The organism is Paenibacillus sp. P4_A9, assembly GCF_056402415.1.
This window is the reverse complement of the sequence record NZ_JBFUHL010000001.1, coordinates 399,687-420,513: the sequence shown is the minus strand read 5'-3', so window position 1 is coordinate 420,513 and position 20,827 is coordinate 399,687. Positions and strand designations below refer to the sequence as shown.

The window sequence follows — 20,827 nt, the reverse complement described above, 5'->3', positions numbered from 1 at the left end:
TGTAGGAACTACAGGGTTAGCTTGGTAAATTTCCCTTCGTTAGAAGGGACTACCCAAGAATTTCATGACTTAGTCATGAAAAGTACAAAAAAAGGAGCTCTGACCCCCCGATGTCGATTCGCGTACGCCTAGTCCTATCCTATATTGCCATGCTGCTTGTACCGCTTGTGCTCTTTGGGCTAGCCGTCATTCTCATCAGCATTGCCACCTTCGGGAGCTTGAAATCCGGCTTTGAAATTGACTTCTCCCATGGTAATCCGATCAAGCGTGTCGTCGACCAGGAACTGGAAAACGTCGCCTATATGAAGGCGAAGACAGATACCGATCCGAATGCATTTCTGGATGAGGTTTTCGTAAAGGATTTGGAGCAGCGCTTTCACAAAATCAACATGGGTCTGATCATCCGTAAGGATCAAGCCATCACCTATATCTCTCCTTACATTAAGCAGGGTGAGGCTGGGGATACCGCGAAGCTGCCGGAGTTCGGTACATCTTCAGGGAAATTCCAACGGAATCAAGGTTCCCTGTGGATAACTAGACAGCAGGATTTCTTTTTTGCTGATAAAAGCAAAGGCACCGTGTTTGTGTTTCTAGACGGAGGTCCTTTTCAGAAATATTTGCACCAGTTCTCTAAGTCTGTTGTCGTAACATTTCTGTTTATCCTCATCGCCACCAATGGTGTGCTGACTTACTTCGTCTCGCGCAGCATTATTCGGCCCCTGCGAGCACTCAAGCGTGCAACAGAGGAGATTAAAGAGGGGAATCTGGACTTTCAAATTGTTCCACACGGGAACGATGAGCTTGGCGAGCTCAGTGTCGCTTTTGAAGAAATGCGGCGTAAGCTTAAGAAATCCGTGGAGCTGCAACTTCAATATGAGGAGAATCGTAAAGAGCTCATTTCGAATATTTCGCATGATTTGAAAACACCAGTCACCGCGATCAAAGGCTATGTGGAAGGCATAATGGACGGTGTTTCGAACTCGCCGGATAAGCTGGATAAATATATTCGAACGATTTATAACAAGGCGGCGGATATGGATCGGCTGATTGATGAGCTGTTTCTATTTTCTAAGTTGGATCTGGGTAAAGTTCCGTTTCAATTCGAAACCGTCGATCTAGGACTCTACGTGCAGGATTGCGCGCAGGAATTGCAGTTTGATATGGAGAAAAAAGGAGTCCAGTTTACGCTTTCCGATCTACCGCAAGAGCCGGTAATGGTTACCGCAGATCGTGATAAGCTTAGACGCGTGCTTCTAAACATAATAGAGAATGCAATGAAATACAGTGAAGAAGGTAACTGCCAGATCGCATTAAGTCTACAAAAACAAGGCGACTTCGCTGTTATTCAAATCAAGGATAATGGTCAGGGCATCTCGGAGGAGGCGCTTCCGCATATTTTCGACCGCTTCTATCGCGCAGATCCTTCACGAAATACGGCAACAGGTGGAAGCGGGTTAGGACTCGCTATTGCGAAGCAAATTATTGAAGAGCATGGCGGGCGCATTGGTGCAACGAGCGTGGTTGGGCAGGGCACCACCGTGTTTATGGCCTTACCACGCTATCAGGGGAAGGGAAGCGAAGTATGAGTCGGATTTTGATCGTAGAGGATGAACAAAGTATTGCCGAGCTGGAACGCGATTATTTGGAAATTAACGGGTACGAGGTTGATATAGAGACGAGCGGCGAGCGTGGGCTTGAGCGGGCTCTGACGATAGACTATGATCTGGTGATACTTGATCTCATGCTTCCAATTATGGATGGCTTCGAAATTTGCCGACGTATTCGTAGCGTGAAGGACATTCCCATCGTCATGGTTTCTGCTAAAAAGGAAGACATCGACAAGATACGCGGTCTCGGCCTTGGAGCCGACGATTACATGATCAAACCGTTTAGCCCAAGTGAGCTGGTGGCTAGGGTGAAAGCCCATTTAGCCCGGTATGAACGGCTGATGGGGAGGCGTGAGTCGAAGAATGATGAGGTTCGCATTCGCGGTTTAATGATTGATAAAACGGCGCGACGCGTGTTCGTGAATGAGCGAGAGGTTATGTTCACGACCAAAGAATTCGACCTGCTGACTCATCTCGCGATGAATCCGAATCGAGTATACAGCAAAGAGCAGCTATTCGATCTGTTGTGGGGCATGGACGCCATGGGGGAGATTGCCACTGTGACCGTACATATCCGTAAGCTGCGAGAGAAAGTGGAGCAAGATCCATCCAATCCACAATATATAGAAACCATATGGGGAGCGGGCTATCGCTTTCGAATTTAAATAGGCTTGGGATGAGCGGCTAACTCGTCTCAGGCTTTTTGTTTGTCGGCATAAACATTATCTTAATTAACAAATGGTTATTTACTTCGTTACTTTGTTAAGATATTGTAAAGGTTACTTAACTAGAGGAGTCAACGACAATGGAATTTACTGTAGATCTACATATCTTAATGAGACTTGGGATATCAGCAATTTTTGGATTAATTATTGGATTGGAACGAGAAATTAGGAATAAACCGCTTGGACTTAAGACGTCGCTTGTTATTTGCCTAAGCAGCTGTCTATTGACAATCGTGTCCATCGAATCGGCGAATAAGTACGCTGTTGCTGGTTTACATGTCATGGACCCCATGAGGTTGGCGGCGCAAGTGGTGAGCGGGATCGGTTTTCTGGGAGCAGGTGTCATACTTCGCAAACACAATGATGTTATTATTGGTTTGACAACGGCAGCTATGATTTGGGGAGCAGCGGGCCTTGGTATTGCAGTTGGAGCGGGGTTTTATGTGGAAGCATTTTTCGGACTTCTGCTCATTCTGATTAGCGTAATCGTCTTGCCTTATTTTATTAAAAAAATGGGGCCTAGACCGCTGATCATGAAGGATCTCCGCGTGCGTTTGATTGTTTCACATGATGGAAACTTAACGACGATTATCAAAGCGATAATTGCCAAAGGGTACAAAATGAAAAGTGTTCATATCAAAGAATTGAGCAAAGAGCTGCAGGAGCTCAACTTCATCGTCTACGTTGACCGGAAATATGCTTCTGAGGTTTACGATGAAATGAAGAGTATGGAATACATCGAGATTGCTGAGGTAGAGACACTTTGAGGAAGGGACCGGATCGTGGCCGCGGGGGCTGCTTTCCGGTCTTTTGTCTTTTATATAGAAACGCCTAATGCTGCTGCGAATTTGAGGCCTAGCTCGTGGCATAGTTGTTTCTCATCCTTGGTCGGATTAAGCTCCACCTTGAAGCCATCAAATACCTTTTCCCCGCCAATTTCAGCGAGCTTTTCTTCGAGCGTATCCACTGCTTTGCCAAAATACGTATAAGAAGAATCAGCAGAACCAAATACACCGAACTTGCGTCCTTGTAGATTCACATCATCCATTTCCTCGTAGAAATCTTCGTATTCATCCGGTAAATCGCCATCTCCCCACGTGTAAGCCCCAAGAAGAATACCTTCATAGTTCTCGAGTTCACTAGCGTTGGTATCCATTACGTTTCTGAGTACAGGCTCGATTCCTGCCTCTTGAATGCCGGTTGCAATCGCATCGGCGAGTTCTTCCGTATTTCCAGACATGCTTGCGTAGACAATGATTATTTTGGACATGGTGGACCTCCTATGTGGAATTAATTTGAAATAGCAACCCATTAACTTCCATCATATTAGTTGATAATGATTATCATTGTCAATATTTAATTTTAGAGAAATCGTACTGCGACCCGATACGACTAGGCAAGAGAACGTGCTACAATAGGGATTAAGATGTGATCTCTGGATGAAAAGAGGAGCTGCGCCATGGAGAATGTTCTACAGCATTTGAAAAACCTCGGCTTCACGGATCTGGAAGCCAAATGTCTGCACGTGCTTGCCGTGAGCGGCACGCAAACTGGCTACGAAATCGCCAAGGGGCTTGGCGTATCGCGCTCAAACGTGTACGCAGCTTTACAAAAGCTCGCGGAAAAGGGCGCAGTGCTCACAAGTCATGGTGAGCCCACGGTGTATCAAAGCGTGCCGATCGAGGAGATCGGCGAGCGAATGGAAGCGGAGCTGCAAGCCTCTATCCGCTACGTGAAAGAGCATCTGCCGAAGCAAGAGATGCATCGGTCGGAGTACTTTAGCTTGGAAGGCGACACCAAGGTGATTGAGCATGTCCGCTCGGAACTGAGGAAAGCGAAGGAAGAGGCGTTCTGTGATCTTTCTCCAGAAGAAGCGAAGCTGCTGAAGGAGGATATTCGTGCGGCGGCTACGCAGGGCGTGCGTGTCATCGTCATGCCGACACGCGAAGCGGGGGCTGGTTTCTATCCTTTTGCACGTAAACGGGTCGAGGGCTTGAAGGGTCAGGAAGGCCGGAAATTTGCGATGCTTATTGATCGTAAACTGGCGATCGTTGGCACACGTGGCGGAGAAGATCCAACACTTGCGATGCTAACCGAACACCCTGCGATGGTGGAGTTGTTGTATAATCATTTTTGCAGTAGTGTCGTGATTCATGAGCTGCAGCAGGATATGGGTGCGAAGCTCGAGGATAAATATGGAAAAAATTTTAAGAAAATCATACAGAAACATATTGATGGCAAAGTGCCTGAACCGAAGAAAGTGGAAGAGGCCAAATTGATTGCGGTTAAGCTTCATTCGGGGAATGAGATCGCAGGAGAATTGGGAAGTCTCGATGAGGGTGCATCTGTCGAAGAGAAGACCGGCGAAGAGAAGTCTGAACAAGCAATCTTTGAACAAGGAAAGTCTGGGCAGGGAAAGAGGAAAAAGAAGAAATGATGCAGCATGAGCGTGTAGAAGATCAAGAACGGATATTACTCGCGGCGGAAGAACTCGTGAAGGAAAAGCTAGAGCGAGATAGCAGCGGCCATGACTGGTGGCATATTTATCGCGTGGTGCAGACGACGAAACGCATTGCCGCCCAAGAGGGCGCCGACCGCTTCGTCTGCGAGCTTGCGGCGTTGCTTCACGACGTTGTCGACGAGAAGCTGAACGCCGATCCAGCTGCGGCGCAGCGCGAGCTGGAGGCTTGGCTCGCCGCCAGCGGCACGCCGGCGGCGCAAGTGGAGCACGTGCTGGAGATCATCAGCACGATGTCGTTCAAGGGCGGCGCGCGGCCGCCAATGCGCACGCTGGAAGGCCAGGTCGTGCAGGATGCCGACCGGTTGGATGCCATCGGCGCGGTGGGCATTTCGCGCGTGTTTGCCTATTCGGGCTGGAAAGGCCGCCCGATTCATGATCCTTCCGTCATCGCGCGCGAGCAGATGACGGTGGCGGAATATCGCGGGGGCAACGACACCGCGATTAATCACTTTTACGAGAAGCTCCTCAAGCTGAAGGAGCTTATGAATACGGCCTACGCGAGGGAGCTCGCGGAGGAGCGGCATCGCTTCATGGAGCTTTATCTGCAGCAGTTTTATGCAGAGTGGGAAGGCGAGCGATAAGATTGTTTATTGGAGAGAGGGCCGATGGCGGCTCTCTTTTTTTGCGTTCCTCCCCCTCATTACCACGTTGCTTTCCAATTTGTGCTAAAATAGAAAGAATGATTCATCAACCTCACGCGGAAAGAGATGTTACGAAGATGACAAAGAAAAAAGAAGCAAAGTATATAGCAACGGTTTCACTCGGTGTCATGGGGGCGGGCTTTCTAGCTACGCTGCCGACGGCAGTTTCCTCTACGGTCTGGGGCACATTCCTGCAAGGCGGGTTCGAAGCAGGGGTTGTCGGCGGACTGGCCGACTGGTTCGCAGTCAGTGCCTTGTTCCGTCATCCACTGGGGATTCCAATCCCGCACACGGCGTTACTGCCAAACAATCGCGAGAAGATCACGAAGGCGCTCGTCTCCACCGTGCAGAATGAGCTGCTCTCGAAAGAAACCATTCGTGCTCGTTTGCAACAGATCCGTTTTCTTGAGCGTGGCCTAGAGCTCGCAGACAAGCAGTTGGACAATCCGTCCCTGCACAAAGGACTCCATGCGCTAGCCAAGCAAGCGCTACAAGCGATAGACCTCGAGAAATTAACCCCTCTCCTCGCAGAGGAAATACATAAAGCACTCCAAGACGTTGACACTAGCAAGCTCCTGCGCACCCTCGTGGACACCATCGAAGACGGCGGTTATGACGGTAAAACCCTAGATTTTGTTCTCGATAAAGCAGCAGCCTGGGTGATCAAAGCGGATACGCGCGATCAACTAGGTGCGATGGCGATCAAAGCGTTCGAGGGACTGCAGTCCAATGGCTTCATGGCTTTTGCTGTGAACGCGTTTATCGGTATGGTGAACGAGGAGAAAATCGGCGGTATCATCCAGAATTTCGTGCTGTCGTATATCGATCAAATGCGCATGAACAGGCATCCGAAACGAGAAGCCGTTCTCAGTTTCATCCGAGGTGAGCTTCACAAGCTGGAACGCAATCCACAGCTTCTAGCGGAGCTAGAGTCACTAAAATCCAAGCTGCCTGAGCTTTTCAATCTCGATGAGAAGTTAGCGCATTTACTCACAAAACTAAAAGAAAAAGCGGAAGCCTTCATCGATCAACCAGATTTTGTCCCTCAACATGTGGTGCCAATTATTCGTAAAATGCTTCATTCCATACGTGAAAATCCGGAGATGCTGCACCGCGGCGAGGACTGGATCCAAGAGCAAATCGCGTCCTATGTGGAACAAAATCACAGTAAAATCGGCCAACTCGTGAAAGAAAACTTAGACAAACTCGATAACGAGAAGTTAACGGTTTTGATGGAAGAGAAGATCGGCAGCGACCTGCAATGGATTCGAGTGAACGGTGCCATTTGTGGATTTATCATCGGCTTAGGCTTGGCTGGCTTGAAAATGTTATTCTAAGCGACAACGTGGGGGATGAGAGAGCTTGATCGAGATTAAGGGAGTCAGCAAGACGTTCGTGCAGCGCATTGGCGGCAACTACCAAGCGTTGAATGACATCACAATAACGATAAATAAAGGGGAGTTCGTCTCCCTGCTTGGCCCTTCAGGCTGCGGGAAATCCACGGTTCTGAACCTTGTAGCTGGCTTTGATACGCAATCGGAAGGCACGATTCTGGTTAATGGGAAAAAGGTAACAGGCGCCGGTGCGGACCGCGTCGTCGTTTTTCAGGAGCATGGTCTGTTTCCATGGCTGACGGTTCTAGACAATGTCGCCTTCGGTCTTAAGCAGAAGGGGATCGCGAAGAAAGAGCGCCACGAGATGGCGATGGAGCAAATCAAGGCGGTACATCTTAGCCGCTTTGCAGACCGTTATCCGCACGAATTGTCAGGCGGGATGAAGCAGCGGGCAGCCATTGCCAGAGCGCTGGCGATGGATCCGGAAATTTTGCTCATGGACGAGCCCTTCGCCGCACTAGACGAGCAAACACGCCTTATTTTGCATAAAGACCTGGAAGAAATATGGATGCGTACGCGCAAAACGATTCTCTTCATTACCCACAATATTCGCGAAGCGGTCATTCTTTCGGATCGGGTTTTGGTGATGTCCACACGTCCCGGCACGATCAAAAAAGAGTTCTCTGTCAAAGCAGCGAGACCTCGCGAAAGCAGTGATTCCGTGCTTCATCATATGGAGGCGTTGATTATGGACGCGCTGGCGGATGAGCTGGAGAAAGTTGTGAGAGAGGAGACTGGCGATGAGTACAGCATTAAGAAGAACGATTTTTCTGGTACTGCTTCTGATAGCTTGGGAGGCGGGATATAGGATTTTTGGCTGGGGATGGAAATTCCCTTCCGTTTCGCAGACGCTGCAAGCCTTCTATGACGGTATCGTCCATGGCGAGCTGCTGCAAGCAGCGGGAGCGAGTATGCTGCGATTGCTCATTTCCTTTGCCTTGTCACTCGCCATCGGGACGACATTGGGTTTTCTATTTGCCAGGTATCGCTGGCTCGATGACACGCTTGGCTTTCTAGTGGTCTCGTTGCAGACGATTCCAAGTATTGCTTGGTTGCCTTTTGCAATTATATGGTTCGGATTGAACGAAACTTCCGTTATTTTCATTACAACACTCGGTGCTACATGGACGATGGCGTTGGCGAGTCGCACAGGGATCAAAAATATCCCGCCAATCTATTTGCGCGCTGCCCAGACTATGGGAACGGGCAATGGGTTTAACCTTTTCATCCAAGTGATGATTCCAGCTGCTTTTCCTCATTTGATCAACGGTGTGCGTACGGCTTGGGCATTCGCTTGGCGGGCACTTGTGGCAGGTGAGTTGATCGCGAAAGGTGCGGGATTAGGCCAGCTGTTGCAGGACGGGCGGAATCTCGGCGACACCTCGCTGATGCTGTGTATCGTGATCATTATCGCCGTGCTGGGCACAGTATCAGACCATTTCTGTTTCAAAAAACTAGAAGATAAAGTGCTAGAGCGCTACGGCCTCGCTGGCTCCAAGTCGTAGAGGAGTGAGGCAGATGAGCAAACGCATCAAAGTTCTTATCCTACTTCTGCTCACCATTACACTACTGAGCGCCTGCGAGGAAAAGCTGACAGCATCAGGTAAGCCACAGGCCGTTAGGGTGGGTGTGTTCAAAAATGTGACCCATGCCGCCGCCTACATCGCGCTGGAAAAAGGCTATTTTGCCCATGAATGGGGCGATGAGGTGAAAATCGAGGTGACCCCCTTTGATAATGGGGCCGATCTGTCCATCGCGATGGCGACGGGGGATATCGATGTTGGCTTTGTAGGTCCAGGGCCCGCAACAACTTTCTTTCTAAAAAGTGGGAATTTCCGTGTTGTCTCTGGCTCCAATAACGGCGGTGCCGTGTTGGTGGCGAGATCGGACACAGGTATCCAAGCCATCACGGACTTAAAAGATAAAACCGTCGCGATCCCCGCCAAAGGGAACACGAATGAAATTTCGCTGCGCCTGCTGCTGCAGCAAGCAGGCATCACGTTAGGCAGAGGCAAGGATAACGCGCATCTCATCGTGCGTTCACCAGCGGATACACTGATCTCTTTCCGTCAGAAAGAAATCGATGCTGCCCTAGTCCCGGAGCCATGGGGAACCCAGATTGAGAAGGCAGGGCTCGGTAAGGTCGTCGCCGATTGGAAGGATATTCCCCCGAACCATGGTGACTATCCTACCGTGATCATGGTAGCCAGCGATAATTTTATCACGAAGCATCGTGACATCGTGAAAGGCGCTATTAAGGCTAACATGGACGGCATCGCGTTCATTCAGAACAGTCCTGACCAAGCTTATGAACTCATCAACAATCAACTGAAACAATATAGCGGTAAAGGCATGGATAAAAGCTTGATCAAAGCCTCGCTTAACCGCCTCAAGCTAACCACGGAAGTTGACGTTAAGGTGATGGAAGAGATGGCGAAGGTTTCGATTGACGCTAGATACATCAAGGGAATTAAGCCAGAAGAGCTGGATCTCAGCCGATTCGTGGACTTATCGATGCTGGCCGAAGTGAAGGCTGGGAAATGAGAAAGAGCTCGCCCCCATTCCAGTAGTGGATGGAGACGAGCTCTTCTTTGTATTTTCGCAACCACATGCAACTGAATCACATTTACATCAGGCTAATTTCCACCCGAAGCCGCCTGCTGCTCATTCTTTTGCTGCTTATGCGCCTTGGCATCGATGACCTTGCCGCCAGTGCCGCCGCTTTTTTCCATGTGTACCGCAGCTGCATTCATTGCACTGCTACCCTGGAAGATGCCACCCTCCTCAATAATGAAGGAACGTACATCAATATTCCCAATCAACACACCAGAGCTTGTTACGATCAGTTTGCCTTTGGTATGTATATTGCCTTTCACTTTGCCGGCAACAATCACATCGCGCGCGTGGATATTCGATTGTACAACAGCATTCTCACCAATCGTGATGTCACCGGCACACTCAATGTCTCCGTTCATTTGGCCTTCAATGCGAAGGCTGGCTTCCGAAATAATTCTACCTTCACAGATCGTGCTGCCTCCAATCAAAGTATCCGTTGTTTTCGTATCAATGCGCTTCAATTTCGAGCTTCCAATCATTTGCGTTCATCCTTTCGATCCATAATGAGATAGGGTTTAGGGTCAATCTGGATACCATTCTTATGAACTTCATAATGAAGATGAGAGCCAGTACTGCGTCCAGTGGAACCGACGAGGCCGATTTGCTGACCTTTTGTTACAGATTCTCCGCGTTTTACGAGTATTTTATTCAAATGCATATACTCCGTTTCAATGCCTCGTGAGTGATCAACAATGATATAGTTACCGTGCTCGCCATCATAGCCCACAGCGATGACTTTACCTGCTGCAGTTACGTAGACGGGGTCATTGTATTCGCCATCGATATCATACCCGGTATGCATGGAAGGTCTAAAGGTAAAGGGATCTATTCGGATACCGAATCCAGAGGTGATACTCCGTGAGGCGACAGGCCAAATCGTTGGCGTAATGCTGCGTAAATGTTCGGCTTCTTTAATTTTGGCTTCCGATTCAGTTAAGTTGTCGTGGAGAGCATTAATATCCCCAACTAATGAAAAAAGCCCTTGTTTGGTTTGACTAACGAGGGTTGATACTTCTGCTGAATTGACAGGAACATCGCTGCCGCCAACATCTACATTCGTCCCATGAACTGGCTTGGTGCTCGAGATGCTCGCTGTTTTTTTGCTTGTCCCGTTTACGGTTTCTGGCTGACTCATCAGCTCAATCACATGATCCAATTTCCTGATTTCCTCTAGCTTTACCTTAAACTCATCGGCTTTTTGAGCCAGGTCAATCAAATCAATTTGCAGCTGTTCAAGCTCACTCGTTTTATGTGTAATTTGATCTACTAGCTGACGTTCTTGTCCATCGAAAGCTTGTTGCATGTTGTTCTGAGTTTGATGGGACCGGGTATTCATCAAGTAAATCGTCACAAAGAAACCGATCAACACAAGCAGGATCACACTAGGCACAATATAGAGACTACTGTGCGGAAGCTTGAATCTTACGGTATGGCGGTTGGCACCCGGAATGATCATGAAGGTGATTTCTTTTTTGCCCCAAATGAATTTCAACAGATCCTCCTCCCTTTCCGTAACAATGATGTCCCCCTTCTTGTTTACGATTGTATTCCACAGTGGGAGGAGTCATGCCTAATTTTTCCGACAGGAAGGGAAGATGTTAAGGAAGTGAGTTCAACTTTTCCCTCCTTGATTACGTCAATGAAGTAACAACTACACAAGAAAGTGAAGGGAGAAATGTGGATGTTTAAAAGAACACTGCTGCTGTTGGCGTTAACAACCTTCGCCTTAACAGGGTGTAAATCTTCCGGACCGACAAGCGGAAACGTGGCGGTTTCTGAATCACCGATACCGAGTGCGGTGGGTATAACGGAGCCTTCAGCAACTGTAACGCCAACGACACCAGGAACGGAGTCTATAACTGAGCCTACGAAAGGCAGCGATGGATCAACGCTTATTAAAGGCGTAACTGCTTTAAGATTAGCAGATGCTCAGAAAGGCTGGATTGGCGGTAAAGGGTGGATCGCTCATACCGATGATGGAGGTGTGAAGTGGAAGGTGCAATACAAGGGGGGTGGAGAGATTTGGCAGCTATTTGCCTTGAATGTCCAGGATGCTTGGGCAACTGAAGAAACGGGGAAGCTGTTAAGTACCCATGATGGCGGTGCTCATTGGTCGGCAGTCGGTACCGTTCCGAATCAAGCCTTCCTCCACTATGTATCGAAGCAGGAAGCTTATAGCGGCAATACGCAAACGGTAGATGGCGGTGTCAAATGGGTGAAGCTGCCTGTCCCTGAAGGTATTCAAGGGGATGCCTATTTTCATGATCGTAAGAATGGCTGGGCCGTACGACAAGTGCAGGATAAGATCGAAGTGATGCGAACGCAGGATGGTGGGCAAAATTGGAAGACTGTGATGTCACGTCCAACCGTTGCGACATTAACAGGAACCGTCATTCGCTCCGCTGGCGTGGATGACGCGTGGATCGAGCTGATTGGGGAATCGGGGATGACACAAACCTCGTATTCGCTGTTTCACACGAAAGACGGCGGGAGGACCTGGCAGACCGTATTGGTGAACAGTACGGCTGGTGGAGGTCCGGCCCCTGGCTTTCCTATCGGGGAGAACGCGGGGCCAAAGAACACGGGCTCGAAGCCCGGCCCTCTCTACGTCGTCAACACCGACGTAGCCTTCATGGGCGGCAGCTGCCCAGCGTGCTACAAGCCAAACTCCGTCGGTTGGACGAAGGACGGCGGCAAGACCTGGGTGAACGGTACCGAGACGTTCACAGGCTTCGGCGAGCTGCTGCTGGGCATGGCAGACGCGAATAACGGCTGGCTCATCACGAATGGTAATGAGCAGCCGAGCGTCATGTACACCACCCGCAGCGGTGGTGTGAACTGGAATAAGGTGCATGCGTTCGATGCACCATAAAGAGAGCCACCGCGGCTGACTTCGCGCGGTGGCCTTTTGTTTGTGCTGGCTCGTATGCCACCGCACACCCACTCACTTCGTAGGCGTATCACTACCATTCCCATTCCCGTTCCCGTTCGTCCCATTCGTATTCTTCCCGTTAAAGAACGTCGAAGTAAGATCACGCAGCTTCTCCATGAACTTCCCGTAGCCGTATCCAGTCAGGAAGGCAATGCTGATACGCGCTGACATCGAGTCGTCCACTTGCAGCAGCATAATCCCGCTCTCGAATAGGATAATCGTGATAATGGCAGAGCCGAAGCAGAGCACAGGGCGCATGAGATACCAGTAGATCCACTGTGTGGTGAGCTCTTGGTAATGCTCGTGAAACATCCGCAAGCCGTATAGAGCTCCGCCTAGCGCCCCTGCGAAGCCAAAGCAGGCATACTCATGATAGAGGACGAAATCGACGCCCATCATTTTTCGCTGAAAAGATCCGCTGCCAAGCACGGCCATCATCCATAGGCTGCCGACAAACCAGATCAATAAGTAGCCAAAAATAGCCTGCTTGCCGAATCGGTGAATGGGATTCATAACAAAACACCGCCCTCACAATGGATACTACCATTGTATGAGCGGTGTTTTTGATGATGCCTGAATGTAGGAACGCTTATCCGACTGCTCTAAGTATTCAATGATGGCTGTCGCACAGCTTCGTTCTTCCTCATTGTGGCCTTCACGGATGTCTGTTCTGCGTTTAGCGAGCTCAGGATATTGCTCGAGCAGCAGCTTAAACCAGTGGTCAATCATCGCCACAGATGTGATGCGTTGTCCGTAGCCATTTTCCTGAAAATAGGTGCAGTTCTTCTCTTCTTGCCCCGGAATCGGACTGTAGAACAGCATTGGAATACCTTTGGCCATCGCCTCGGTGCAGGTCATCCCGCCTGGCTTCGTAATAAGTAGATCGGAAATATCCATCAGTTTACTGATCTCGGTTGTATAGCCAATGAGATGGACATTCGGCTGACGGAAGGCCTCCTCTTCTAACAGCTGGAGACGTGCTTTTTCATTCGTGCCGAGGCAGATCAGTAACTGAATCTCCTTGCTCCAACTCGCTAAGTAAGTGAGCAGCTCTTCTTTTTCTTCTTTCTTAAAAACACCCCAGCCGCCGCCCATGACCATGACCGTTGGCATAGCTTTGAGGCCGAATTCCTGGCGTATATCCTTCTTGCTATGCGCCTTGCGGAAATTAGGGTGAACAGGAATACCTGTCACCTCGATATGCTTGTCCGACACGCCGCATGCCATAAGACGCTCTCTAACTAGTGGTGTGGACACCAAATATTTGTCTACAGCCGAGTCTAACCAAGTCCCGTGAACATCGTAATCCGTGATCACAGTGAAGAGAGGTACATCAAGTCCCGCCCGTTTCAGCCGAGAGACGATGATACTTGGAAATGGATGCGTACAAACGATCATATCCGGCTTCAACTGCTTAATGACCGCTTTCGTCTGCGAGTAAAAGATGCGATGCAGCACGAGACTGGCTACGCGACTCGGCCTTTTATCATACTGATTTCGGTACAGCATACCATACAGTCTTGGTTGTGAAGTCACCGTGCGGCGGTATGCCGAGAAGACCCAAGGTGCTAAGGTAGGATGCAAAAAAGCGCCAAGCTCAATCACGCGAGTAATCATGCCTGACGAGGATTGCCGAAGCTCTCCAGACAGCGCATGAGCAGCCTGTGTATGACCTTTCCCGAAGCCCTCAGATAATAGCAAAATCCGTTTTTTACGCAAGGAACTCACCTTTTTATCATATGATTTGTGTAGCTTTCTTTTTGGATGCATAGCATTTACGGCACACAGGAACGTAGCTTTCGTTCCCGCCGATCTGGATCTGTTCACCATGAAAAATAGGAACACCATCTTTGCAACGCATATTCATGATCGCCTTTTTATCGCAATACCAACAAACGGTTTTGATTTCCTCGATCGTATCGGCAACAGCTATTAGCGAGTTGCTGCCTTCGAATAATTGTCCCATGAAATCAGCTCGAAGCCCATAAGCGATAACTGGTATATCCAGCTCATCGACGACTTCAATCAGCTGAGCCACCTGAGCTTTGTTCAAGAACTGAGCTTCGTCGACTAGAATGCAATTCGGACGCTCGGTCTGCGCGAGGGCGACCATATCCAAATGCTCGTCTACGACAATCGCCACTTTTTGCATACCAATGCGGGAAGCGACCTTACCAACACCAAAACGATCGTCCATAACGGAAGTGAGGAGAAGCACCTTTTTGCCCTGTTCCTCATAATTATGAGCCACGCGTAAGACTTCAATGGATTTACCGCTGTTCATCGTGCCATAACGAAAGTACAATTTTGCCAAGCTGGGACAGTCCCTTCTGCGGATGTAAGATAAGTTTGCTCATATAAATAAAAATCATTTAGATCGTGAAAAAGTAGGTCGCGGCCATACTATCAAGCTCAGCCAGCTTAACGGCGGCTTGAAAGCTAACCTCGGAGGCGAGTTTATCGCCAATTAATGGTTGTTTCTTGTAAACCTTCCCGATCTTCACTTCGATGCTGCCTGGAACGGGTTGCTGTGTAATTTGTATCCGGTGGGGTTCATACATGAGCACATGAATCGTTTCCCTTGCCGTTTCATTGTTACTTTGCAGCAGCTCCTGGATCAATTCATGATCCATCAAAGCTGGAATACGATCCCTCATACCTGGGTTTGACTCGCAGTGATGTGCCGTCGCTTTCGCCAGCAGCGCATCCATAGCTAGAAACTGCGGGTGCAGGAAGAGTCGGTGATCTTCTACAATCGCATCGATAAGTGCCGCGGCCGACATCCCATCCGCTTCGATGAAAGGTCCGCGTAAGCGAAGTCCTTTTACAAGCTCCGAGGGAGGCAGTGTCATCTGGCCAGCATAATACGTGTCGCGAAGAAAGCTGTCCAAGTGATCGAGTCCGAGAATCGTTGATTTGTTCGTTAGCGGTGTTTCTTGTTTCAAAAGATTAATAATGGATGGCGGTGAAATGCCGTGTTTGATCAAAATATCAGCGATGATGCCTTGCCCAATTAATTGCTCGGTATGCCGATGATGATTGTACCCAAGTGTCCGCTCAACTGCATGGGAGAAGGGCAGGTGCCCGATATCATGGAGCAACGCCGCAATGCGCAGAAGGGGTTCTTCTGGGCAAAAGTGCGCCATGAGTGACCAAACGCCAACCGTATGTTCGAAACGTGAATGTGTAAGTGGTGAAAACAGAGCAGATGCTCCAAAATGATGTAAAAACTTCAGTCGGCGCACCGGCTTTGAGCGGAAAAGCTCGATTTCTACCGGATGGGCCTGTGTTTGCCATTGATACAGAGGCTCCCTAATCATGCCGCCCCCAAAAGTATGCTGTATACTCAAACAGAGCTCCTCCTAAGATGTGGAATCTGGATGTATGTTCTTGCAGCGGTATTAGCTATCATAGCATGAAACATGGAAAGTCCGCTATCACATGCACAGCCTGTGCGACATATATAGGAAATGAAATAATTAGACGCACTTTTACATTATGTTTTGACGACCGATTCTATTAAAATGAAAACCTTTTCAATATAAATATTTTTAAATTGAACTATGGGAAACCAAGTGTTAATATAATATAAAAAATATTGAGAATATTTCCTCTACTTATTGCGGATGTAGTCGAAATATGTAACCAGTGAATTTTTACTTTTTAGCACTTTAAAGCAGGCATTTAACAAAGTCCAGTGAAAAACGAGGGAAGAAAGGTTGCACAACATGACTATTAATGGATTACCTCCCAAACAGGGATTGTACGATCCGAGGAATGAGCATGATGCTTGCGGTATAGGCTTTGTAGCCAATATCAAGGGTGTCAAATCTCATGCCATCGTCAAGCAAGCGCTTCGTGTACTTTGCAATTTGGATCATCGCGGCGGGCAAGGTTGTGAACAAAATACGGGAGATGGCGCAGGCATTTTGATGCAAATCCCAGACACTTATTTCCAATCCGCCTGTGAGCAAGAGAACATTAAACTTCCTTTATCGGGAAGCTATGGCGTAGGTATGGTGTATTTGCCTCAGGAATTAGAGGCGCGTCAAGCCTGTGAAAGTACCATTGAGCGAATAGTCAAACAAGAAGGGCAACAGTTCCTTGGATGGAGAACCGTTCCAACAAATAACAGCTCTTTAGGAGATTCAGCGAAATCGGCGGAACCTTATGTTCGCCAGGTATTTATTGGCCAAAGCGCAGATACCGCAACGAATCTAGATTTTGAGCGCAAGTTATATATTATTCGTAAACTATCTGAAAACGCTATCAAATTATCGCATCCGCAATCGCAATTTTACTATTCTAGCTTGTCTAGCAGAACGATTGTTTACAAAGGTATGTTAACACCTGAACAAGTTGATGCGTATTACGTGGAATTGCAAGACGAAAAGGTAGACTCTGCCTTAGCGCTTGTTCACTCTCGTTTTAGTACGAACACCTTCCCAAGCTGGGAACGTGCGCATCCATACCGCTATTTGATCCACAATGGTGAAATCAATACGCTTCGCGGAAACGTCAACTGGATGCACGCGCGTCAAGCGATGTGCGATTCCGAATTATTTGGCGAAGATTTCAAACGCATTCTTCCTGTTATTGATACCGATGGTTCCGACTCCCAAATGTTTGATAATACACTAGAGTTCCTGATGCTCTCAGGTCGTTCGTTACCGCATGCGGCCATGATGATGGTGCCAGAGCCTTGGTCCAAGCATGAAGGCATGGATGATGACAAAAAGGCGTTCTACGAGTATCACAGCACTTTGATGGAGCCGTGGGATGGTCCTGCTGCAATTGCCTTCACAGATGGCAGTCAAATTGGAGCGATTCTGGATCGGAATGGCTTGCGTCCTTCGCGTTATTATGTGACGACGGATGATTTGATCGTCCTAGCTTCTGAAGTAGGCGTGCTGGATATCGAGCCTGAGCGTATTTTGTACAAAGACCGTTTGAGACCGGGACGCATGCTGCTTGTGGATACCGTAGAAGGTCGCATCGTGACCGACGAAGAAATCAAGAGCGGCATCGCTAGCGAGCAGCCGTATCGCGATTGGTTGAATGAGCATCTCGTTTCCTTAGAGGATCTGGAAGATGCGCCGATTGTACTTGGTTCGGACCATGACACGATTCTTCAGCGTCAGCAAGCATTTGGCTACACATTCGAACAACTGCGTAAGACACTAGAGCCAATGGGCAAAACAGGTGTGGATCCGATCGGCTCCATGGGTACGGATGCTCCGCTTGCGGTGCTTTCAGACCGTCCGCAGCTGCTTTATAACTATTTCAAACAATTATTCGCGCAAGTAACGAATCCGCCAATTGATGCGAACTTTGAGGAAATTATTACGGCGCAGGGTACCACAATTGGACCTGAGCGCAACCTGATTAAACCGGAGCCGGAGAGCTGCCGTCAAATTCGGTTGAAATCGCCGTTCCTCTCCAATGAAGAGTTGGCGAAGCTGCGTCATATTCAGCGTGATGGTTTCAAAACGGTCACGTTGTCGACGCTTTTCGAAGCATCAGCAGGCACGGCTGGGCTAGAGAGTGCGATGCAAGCGTTGTACACGGCTGCGGATCAAGCAATCGTGGACGGGGCTACGCTGCTCATTCTGTCTGACCGTGGCGTAGATAGCGTAAGCGCACCGATCCCAGCGCTTTTGGCGACGTCAGGTTTACATCACCATCTGATCCGTCAAGGCACACGGACGAAGGTTAGCTTGCTCGTAGAGTCCGGTGAACCGCGTGAAGTGCATCACTTTGCATTATTACTCGGCTACGGCGCAGGCGCAATTAACCCGTATCTGGCGTTAGAAACGCTAGATGACATGATTCAGCGTAAGCAGCTTGTTGGCGTTGATCATGAAAAGGCGACGTATAACTACATCAAAGCAGTCACCAAGGGTGTAGTTAAAGTGTTAGCGAAAATGGGGATTTCCACCATTCAGAGCTATCGCGGAGCGCAAATTTTTGAGGCAATTGGTTTAAGCCAAGAGCTGATTGATAGCTACTTCACTTGGACGTATACGCCAGTTGGCGGTATCGGCATCGATGTGGTTGCGAAGGAAGCCCTTATGCGTCACAGTCGTGCGTTCTCTGAACAAGAGGGACGCGATCGTGTGCTCGATACAGGCGGGGACTTGCAATGGCGCAGAGACGGGGAAGATCACATTTATACCCCAGAAACTGTGCATGCCTTGCAGTCAGCAGTTCGTACAAACAACTATGCTACGTACAAAAATTTCGCAAAGCTCGTCAAGCGTGAAGACGAGAAATATATGGCATTACGCGGACTGCTGAGCTTCAAGGCAGGACGCACACCGATTCCGATCGAAGAGGTTGAGCCGATCGAATCGATCTTCAAGCGCTTCAAGACGGGAGCCATGTCCTACGGCTCCATCTCCAAAGAAGCGCACGAAACGATCGCGATTGCGATGAACCGCATCGGCGGCAAGAGCAACACCGGCGAAGGCGGCGAGCATCCAGAGCGCTTCACGCCAGATGCGAACGGCGATCTTCGCCGCAGCGCCATCAAGCAAGTGGCGTCCGGCCGCTTCGGCGTCACGAGCCACTATCTCGTCAACGCGGACGAGATTCAGATCAAGATGGCGCAGGGCGCGAAGCCAGGCGAGGGCGGTCAGCTCCCGGGAACTAAGGTGTACCCTTGGGTAGCCGAGGTTCGCGGTGTTACGCCAGGCGTAGGCTTGATTTCGCCGCCGCCGCATCATGATATTTATTCGATCGAGGATCTTGCCGAATTGATCCACGATCTCAAGAATGCCAACCCACGGGCACGCATCAGCGTCAAGCTGGTATCCGAAGTCGGTGTTGGCACAATCGCTGCCGGCGTAGCCAAAGGGAAAGCGGACGTTGTCCTCATCTCTGGCTACGATGGAGGAACAGGCGCGTCACCGCAGACGAGTATTCGTCACGCGGGACTGCCGTGGGAGCTCGGTCTGGCGGAGACGCATCAGACTCTCGTACTGAACAACCTGCGCAGTCGTATTGTTGTCGAGACGGACGGCAAGCTGATGACAGGGCGCGACGTTATCGTAGCTGCTTTGCTCGGTGCTGAGGAGTTTGGCTTCGCGACGACTCCATTGATTACTATCGGCTGCGTAATGATGCGCGTCTGCCACTTAGACACTTGTCCGGTTGGGGTCGCTACGCAAAATCCGGAGCTTCGCAAGAAATTTGCTGGGGATCCACAGCATGTTGTTAACTTCATGACCTTCATCGCCAACGATGTGCGTGAGATGATGGCAGAGCTTGGCTTCCGCACGATCGAAGAGATGGTTGGACGTACCGATATCTTGGAGTCCAAGCCAGCTGTCGAGCATTGGAAAGCCAAAGGCGTCGATCTTTCACCGCTGCTGCACCAACCGGATATGGGCGAAGAAGTCGGTCGCTTCTGTCAAATGGAGCAGGATCACGGCTTAGATCGCTCGCTGGACATGACAAAGCTGCTCGATATCTGCGAGCCAGCGATTGAGCGCAAAGAGCACGTTCATGCGATTTTGCCAATTACGAATGTTAACCGCGTTGTCGGAACGATCGTAGGCAGCGAAGTGACACGCCGTCACGGCGTGGAAGGCTTGCCGCACGATACGATTCGTCTTCACTTTGAAGGTTCTGCAGGTCAAAGCTTTGGTGCTTTCGTACCGAAGGGGATCACACTCTCCCTCGAAGGAGATGCCAATGACTATGTCGGGAAAGGATTGTCCGGCGGTAAGCTGGCCATTTTCCCATCGAGCAAGTCGACTTTTGTACCGGAAGATAACGTCATTATCGGCAATACAGCCTTATATGGCGCAACAGATGGGGATGTTTACATCCGTGGTATCGCTGGCGAACGCTTCTGCGTAAGAAACAGTGGTGTACGTGCCGTCGTTGAAGGTGTTGGCGATCACGGCTGTGAGTACATGACAGGTGGTCGTGTCGTTGTTCTTGGTCCAACTGGGCGCAACTTCGCAGCAGGTATGTCAGGCGGTATTGCCTACGTATTGGATGCGAATGGTGACTTCCAAAACAAAGTGAATAAAGAGATGGTTTACCTTGAGCAGCTGGAAGAAACGTATGAAATGAATGAATTGAAAACGATGATTCAGCATCATGCCACATTTACGGATAGCAGCGTTGCCCACCAAGTTATTCAGCACTGGGATGAGTACGTTTGGAAGTTCGTGAAGGTTATACCGAAGGACTACAAACGGATGTTTGATGCCATCGAGAAGGTGAAACGCTCCGGTCTAAGCCAACAAGAAGCCGTCATGGTTGCTTTCGAGGCGAATATGAGGGATGTTTCCCGCGTAGGCGGAAATTAACAAATCAGTGTAAGGCTAACGAAGCGCGTTTGTGCTTAGGTACGAACGCGAGTTACGCTAGGATGCCAGC

General features: G+C 49.3%; 18 protein-coding genes. 11 read left to right on the top strand and 7 right to left on the bottom strand.

Translation table 11 applies throughout. From position 1 onward, the window contains the following. Positions 1–110 precede the first annotated feature (110 nt). From AC1DVJ_RS01945 to AC1DVJ_RS01935, 3 genes are all read left to right on the top strand, one after another. On the top strand, positions 111–1,586 hold the full coding sequence (locus tag AC1DVJ_RS01945) for a sensor histidine kinase (protein ID WP_477587911.1): 1,476 nt from the start codon (positions 111–113) through the stop codon (positions 1,584–1,586). Beyond that, complete coding sequence (locus AC1DVJ_RS01940) at positions 1,583–2,272, top strand: response regulator transcription factor (protein ID WP_477587909.1); 690 nt, start codon at positions 1,583–1,585, stop codon at positions 2,270–2,272. Before AC1DVJ_RS01945 ends, AC1DVJ_RS01940 begins: the two co-directional genes overlap by 4 nt. 140 nt (positions 2,273–2,412) lie before the next feature. Beyond that, positions 2,413–3,099 (top strand): MgtC/SapB family protein, encoded by a 687-nt coding sequence (locus AC1DVJ_RS01935; protein WP_477587907.1) that lies wholly within the window; start codon positions 2,413–2,415, stop codon positions 3,097–3,099. Between the two features lie 50 nt (positions 3,100–3,149). On the opposite strand, the gene AC1DVJ_RS01930 is transcribed toward AC1DVJ_RS01935, so the two are convergent. After that, the gene (locus AC1DVJ_RS01930; protein WP_477587905.1) at positions 3,150–3,602 is read right to left on the bottom strand and encodes a flavodoxin; all 453 of its coding nucleotides are present in this window, start codon (positions 3,600–3,602) and stop codon (positions 3,150–3,152) included. A gap of 189 nt (positions 3,603–3,791) precedes the next feature. Here AC1DVJ_RS01930 and AC1DVJ_RS01925 point away from each other — a divergent pair, with 189 nt between their 5' ends. The 6 genes from AC1DVJ_RS01925 to AC1DVJ_RS01900 all read left to right on the top strand — a co-directional run bounded on the left by AC1DVJ_RS01925 (position 3,792) and on the right by AC1DVJ_RS01900 (position 9,432). Then, positions 3,792–4,769, top strand: a complete 978-nt coding sequence (locus tag AC1DVJ_RS01925) for a TrmB family transcriptional regulator (protein ID WP_477587904.1) — start codon at positions 3,792–3,794, stop codon at positions 4,767–4,769. Then, positions 4,766–5,434: an HD domain-containing protein gene (locus AC1DVJ_RS01920; RefSeq protein ID WP_477587903.1), complete on the top strand. Its 669-nt coding sequence runs from the start codon at positions 4,766–4,768 to the stop codon at positions 5,432–5,434. The genes AC1DVJ_RS01925 and AC1DVJ_RS01920 overlap by 4 nt, the downstream gene beginning before the upstream one ends. A 137-nt stretch (positions 5,435–5,571) precedes the next feature. Further along, entirely contained in the window at positions 5,572–6,831 is a 1,260-nt protein-coding gene (locus AC1DVJ_RS01915) for a DUF445 domain-containing protein (protein ID WP_477587902.1), read from the top strand. A gap of 25 nt (positions 6,832–6,856) precedes the next feature. Next, positions 6,857–7,696 carry an ABC transporter ATP-binding protein gene (locus tag AC1DVJ_RS01910; protein ID WP_477587901.1) on the top strand — a complete coding sequence of 280 codons (840 nt, stop codon included), beginning with the start codon at positions 6,857–6,859 and terminating at the stop codon, positions 7,694–7,696. After that, a complete protein-coding gene (locus tag AC1DVJ_RS01905; RefSeq protein WP_477587899.1) occupies positions 7,629–8,393 on the top strand; it encodes an ABC transporter permease in 765 nt (254 codons plus the stop codon). The genes AC1DVJ_RS01910 and AC1DVJ_RS01905 overlap by 68 nt, the downstream gene beginning before the upstream one ends. Before the next feature lie 13 nt (positions 8,394–8,406). Next, the gene (locus AC1DVJ_RS01900) at positions 8,407–9,432 is read left to right on the top strand and encodes an ABC transporter substrate-binding protein (RefSeq protein WP_477587898.1); all 1,026 of its coding nucleotides are present in this window, start codon (positions 8,407–8,409) and stop codon (positions 9,430–9,432) included. A 92-nt stretch (positions 9,433–9,524) separates the two neighbouring features. On the opposite strand, the gene AC1DVJ_RS01895 is transcribed toward AC1DVJ_RS01900, so the two are convergent. Continuing rightward, positions 9,525–9,983 (bottom strand): bactofilin family protein, encoded by a 459-nt coding sequence (locus AC1DVJ_RS01895; RefSeq protein WP_477587896.1) that lies wholly within the window; start codon positions 9,981–9,983, stop codon positions 9,525–9,527. After that, on the bottom strand, positions 9,980–10,996 hold the full coding sequence (locus AC1DVJ_RS01890) for a peptidoglycan DD-metalloendopeptidase family protein (RefSeq protein WP_477587894.1): 1,017 nt from the start codon (positions 10,994–10,996) through the stop codon (positions 9,980–9,982). The genes AC1DVJ_RS01895 and AC1DVJ_RS01890 overlap by 4 nt, the downstream gene beginning before the upstream one ends. Before the next feature lie 189 nt (positions 10,997–11,185). Between AC1DVJ_RS01890 and AC1DVJ_RS01885 the strand changes: the two genes are divergently transcribed. After that, positions 11,186–12,376, top strand: coding sequence for a YCF48-related protein (locus AC1DVJ_RS01885; protein WP_477587893.1), 1,191 nt, complete (start codon positions 11,186–11,188; stop codon positions 12,374–12,376). A gap of 72 nt (positions 12,377–12,448) precedes the next feature. On the opposite strand, the gene AC1DVJ_RS01880 is transcribed toward AC1DVJ_RS01885, so the two are convergent. From AC1DVJ_RS01880 to AC1DVJ_RS01865, 4 genes are read right to left on the bottom strand one after another with little or no spacing between them, the layout of a single operon-like run. Further along, positions 12,449–12,949: a hypothetical protein gene (locus tag AC1DVJ_RS01880; RefSeq protein WP_477587892.1), complete on the bottom strand. Its 501-nt coding sequence runs from the start codon at positions 12,947–12,949 to the stop codon at positions 12,449–12,451. Positions 12,950–12,976: 27 nt separating this feature from the next. Continuing rightward, positions 12,977–14,155 carry an MGDG synthase family glycosyltransferase gene (locus tag AC1DVJ_RS01875; protein ID WP_477587890.1) on the bottom strand — a complete coding sequence of 393 codons (1,179 nt, stop codon included), beginning with the start codon at positions 14,153–14,155 and terminating at the stop codon, positions 12,977–12,979. Between the two features lie 16 nt (positions 14,156–14,171). After that, positions 14,172–14,750 (bottom strand): thymidine kinase, encoded by a 579-nt coding sequence (locus AC1DVJ_RS01870; RefSeq protein WP_477587889.1) that lies wholly within the window; start codon positions 14,748–14,750, stop codon positions 14,172–14,174. Positions 14,751–14,808: 58 nt separating this feature from the next. Next, a complete protein-coding gene (locus AC1DVJ_RS01865; protein ID WP_477587888.1) occupies positions 14,809–15,786 on the bottom strand; it encodes an HD domain-containing protein in 978 nt (325 codons plus the stop codon). A gap of 378 nt (positions 15,787–16,164) precedes the next feature. Here AC1DVJ_RS01865 and gltB point away from each other — a divergent pair, with 378 nt between their 5' ends. Continuing rightward, on the top strand, positions 16,165–20,757 hold the full coding sequence (gene gltB / locus AC1DVJ_RS01860; RefSeq protein ID WP_477587887.1) for a glutamate synthase large subunit: 4,593 nt from the start codon (positions 16,165–16,167) through the stop codon (positions 20,755–20,757). Positions 20,758–20,827: the final 70 nt, after the last annotated feature.

Coding starts and splice junctions, on each gene's coding strand:
- AC1DVJ_RS01945 (WP_477587911.1), top strand. CDS start 111: ATGTCGATTCGCGTACGCCTAGTCCTATCCTATATTGCCATGCTGCTT.
- AC1DVJ_RS01940 (WP_477587909.1), top strand. CDS start 1,583: ATGAGTCGGATTTTGATCGTAGAGGATGAACAAAGTATTGCCGAGCTG.
- AC1DVJ_RS01935 (WP_477587907.1), top strand. CDS start 2,413: ATGGAATTTACTGTAGATCTACATATCTTAATGAGACTTGGGATATCA.
- AC1DVJ_RS01930 (WP_477587905.1), bottom strand. CDS start 3,602: ATGTCCAAAATAATCATTGTCTACGCAAGCATGTCTGGAAATACGGAA.
- AC1DVJ_RS01925 (WP_477587904.1), top strand. CDS start 3,792: ATGGAGAATGTTCTACAGCATTTGAAAAACCTCGGCTTCACGGATCTG.
- AC1DVJ_RS01920 (WP_477587903.1), top strand. CDS start 4,766: ATGATGCAGCATGAGCGTGTAGAAGATCAAGAACGGATATTACTCGCG.
- AC1DVJ_RS01915 (WP_477587902.1), top strand. CDS start 5,572: ATGACAAAGAAAAAAGAAGCAAAGTATATAGCAACGGTTTCACTCGGT.
- AC1DVJ_RS01905 (WP_477587899.1), top strand. CDS start 7,629: ATGAGTACAGCATTAAGAAGAACGATTTTTCTGGTACTGCTTCTGATA.
- AC1DVJ_RS01900 (WP_477587898.1), top strand. CDS start 8,407: ATGAGCAAACGCATCAAAGTTCTTATCCTACTTCTGCTCACCATTACA.
- AC1DVJ_RS01895 (WP_477587896.1), bottom strand. CDS start 9,983: ATGATTGGAAGCTCGAAATTGAAGCGCATTGATACGAAAACAACGGAT.
- AC1DVJ_RS01885 (WP_477587893.1), top strand. CDS start 11,186: ATGTTTAAAAGAACACTGCTGCTGTTGGCGTTAACAACCTTCGCCTTA.
- AC1DVJ_RS01880 (WP_477587892.1), bottom strand. CDS start 12,949: ATGAATCCCATTCACCGATTCGGCAAGCAGGCTATTTTTGGCTACTTA.
- gltB (WP_477587887.1), top strand. CDS start 16,165: ATGACTATTAATGGATTACCTCCCAAACAGGGATTGTACGATCCGAGG.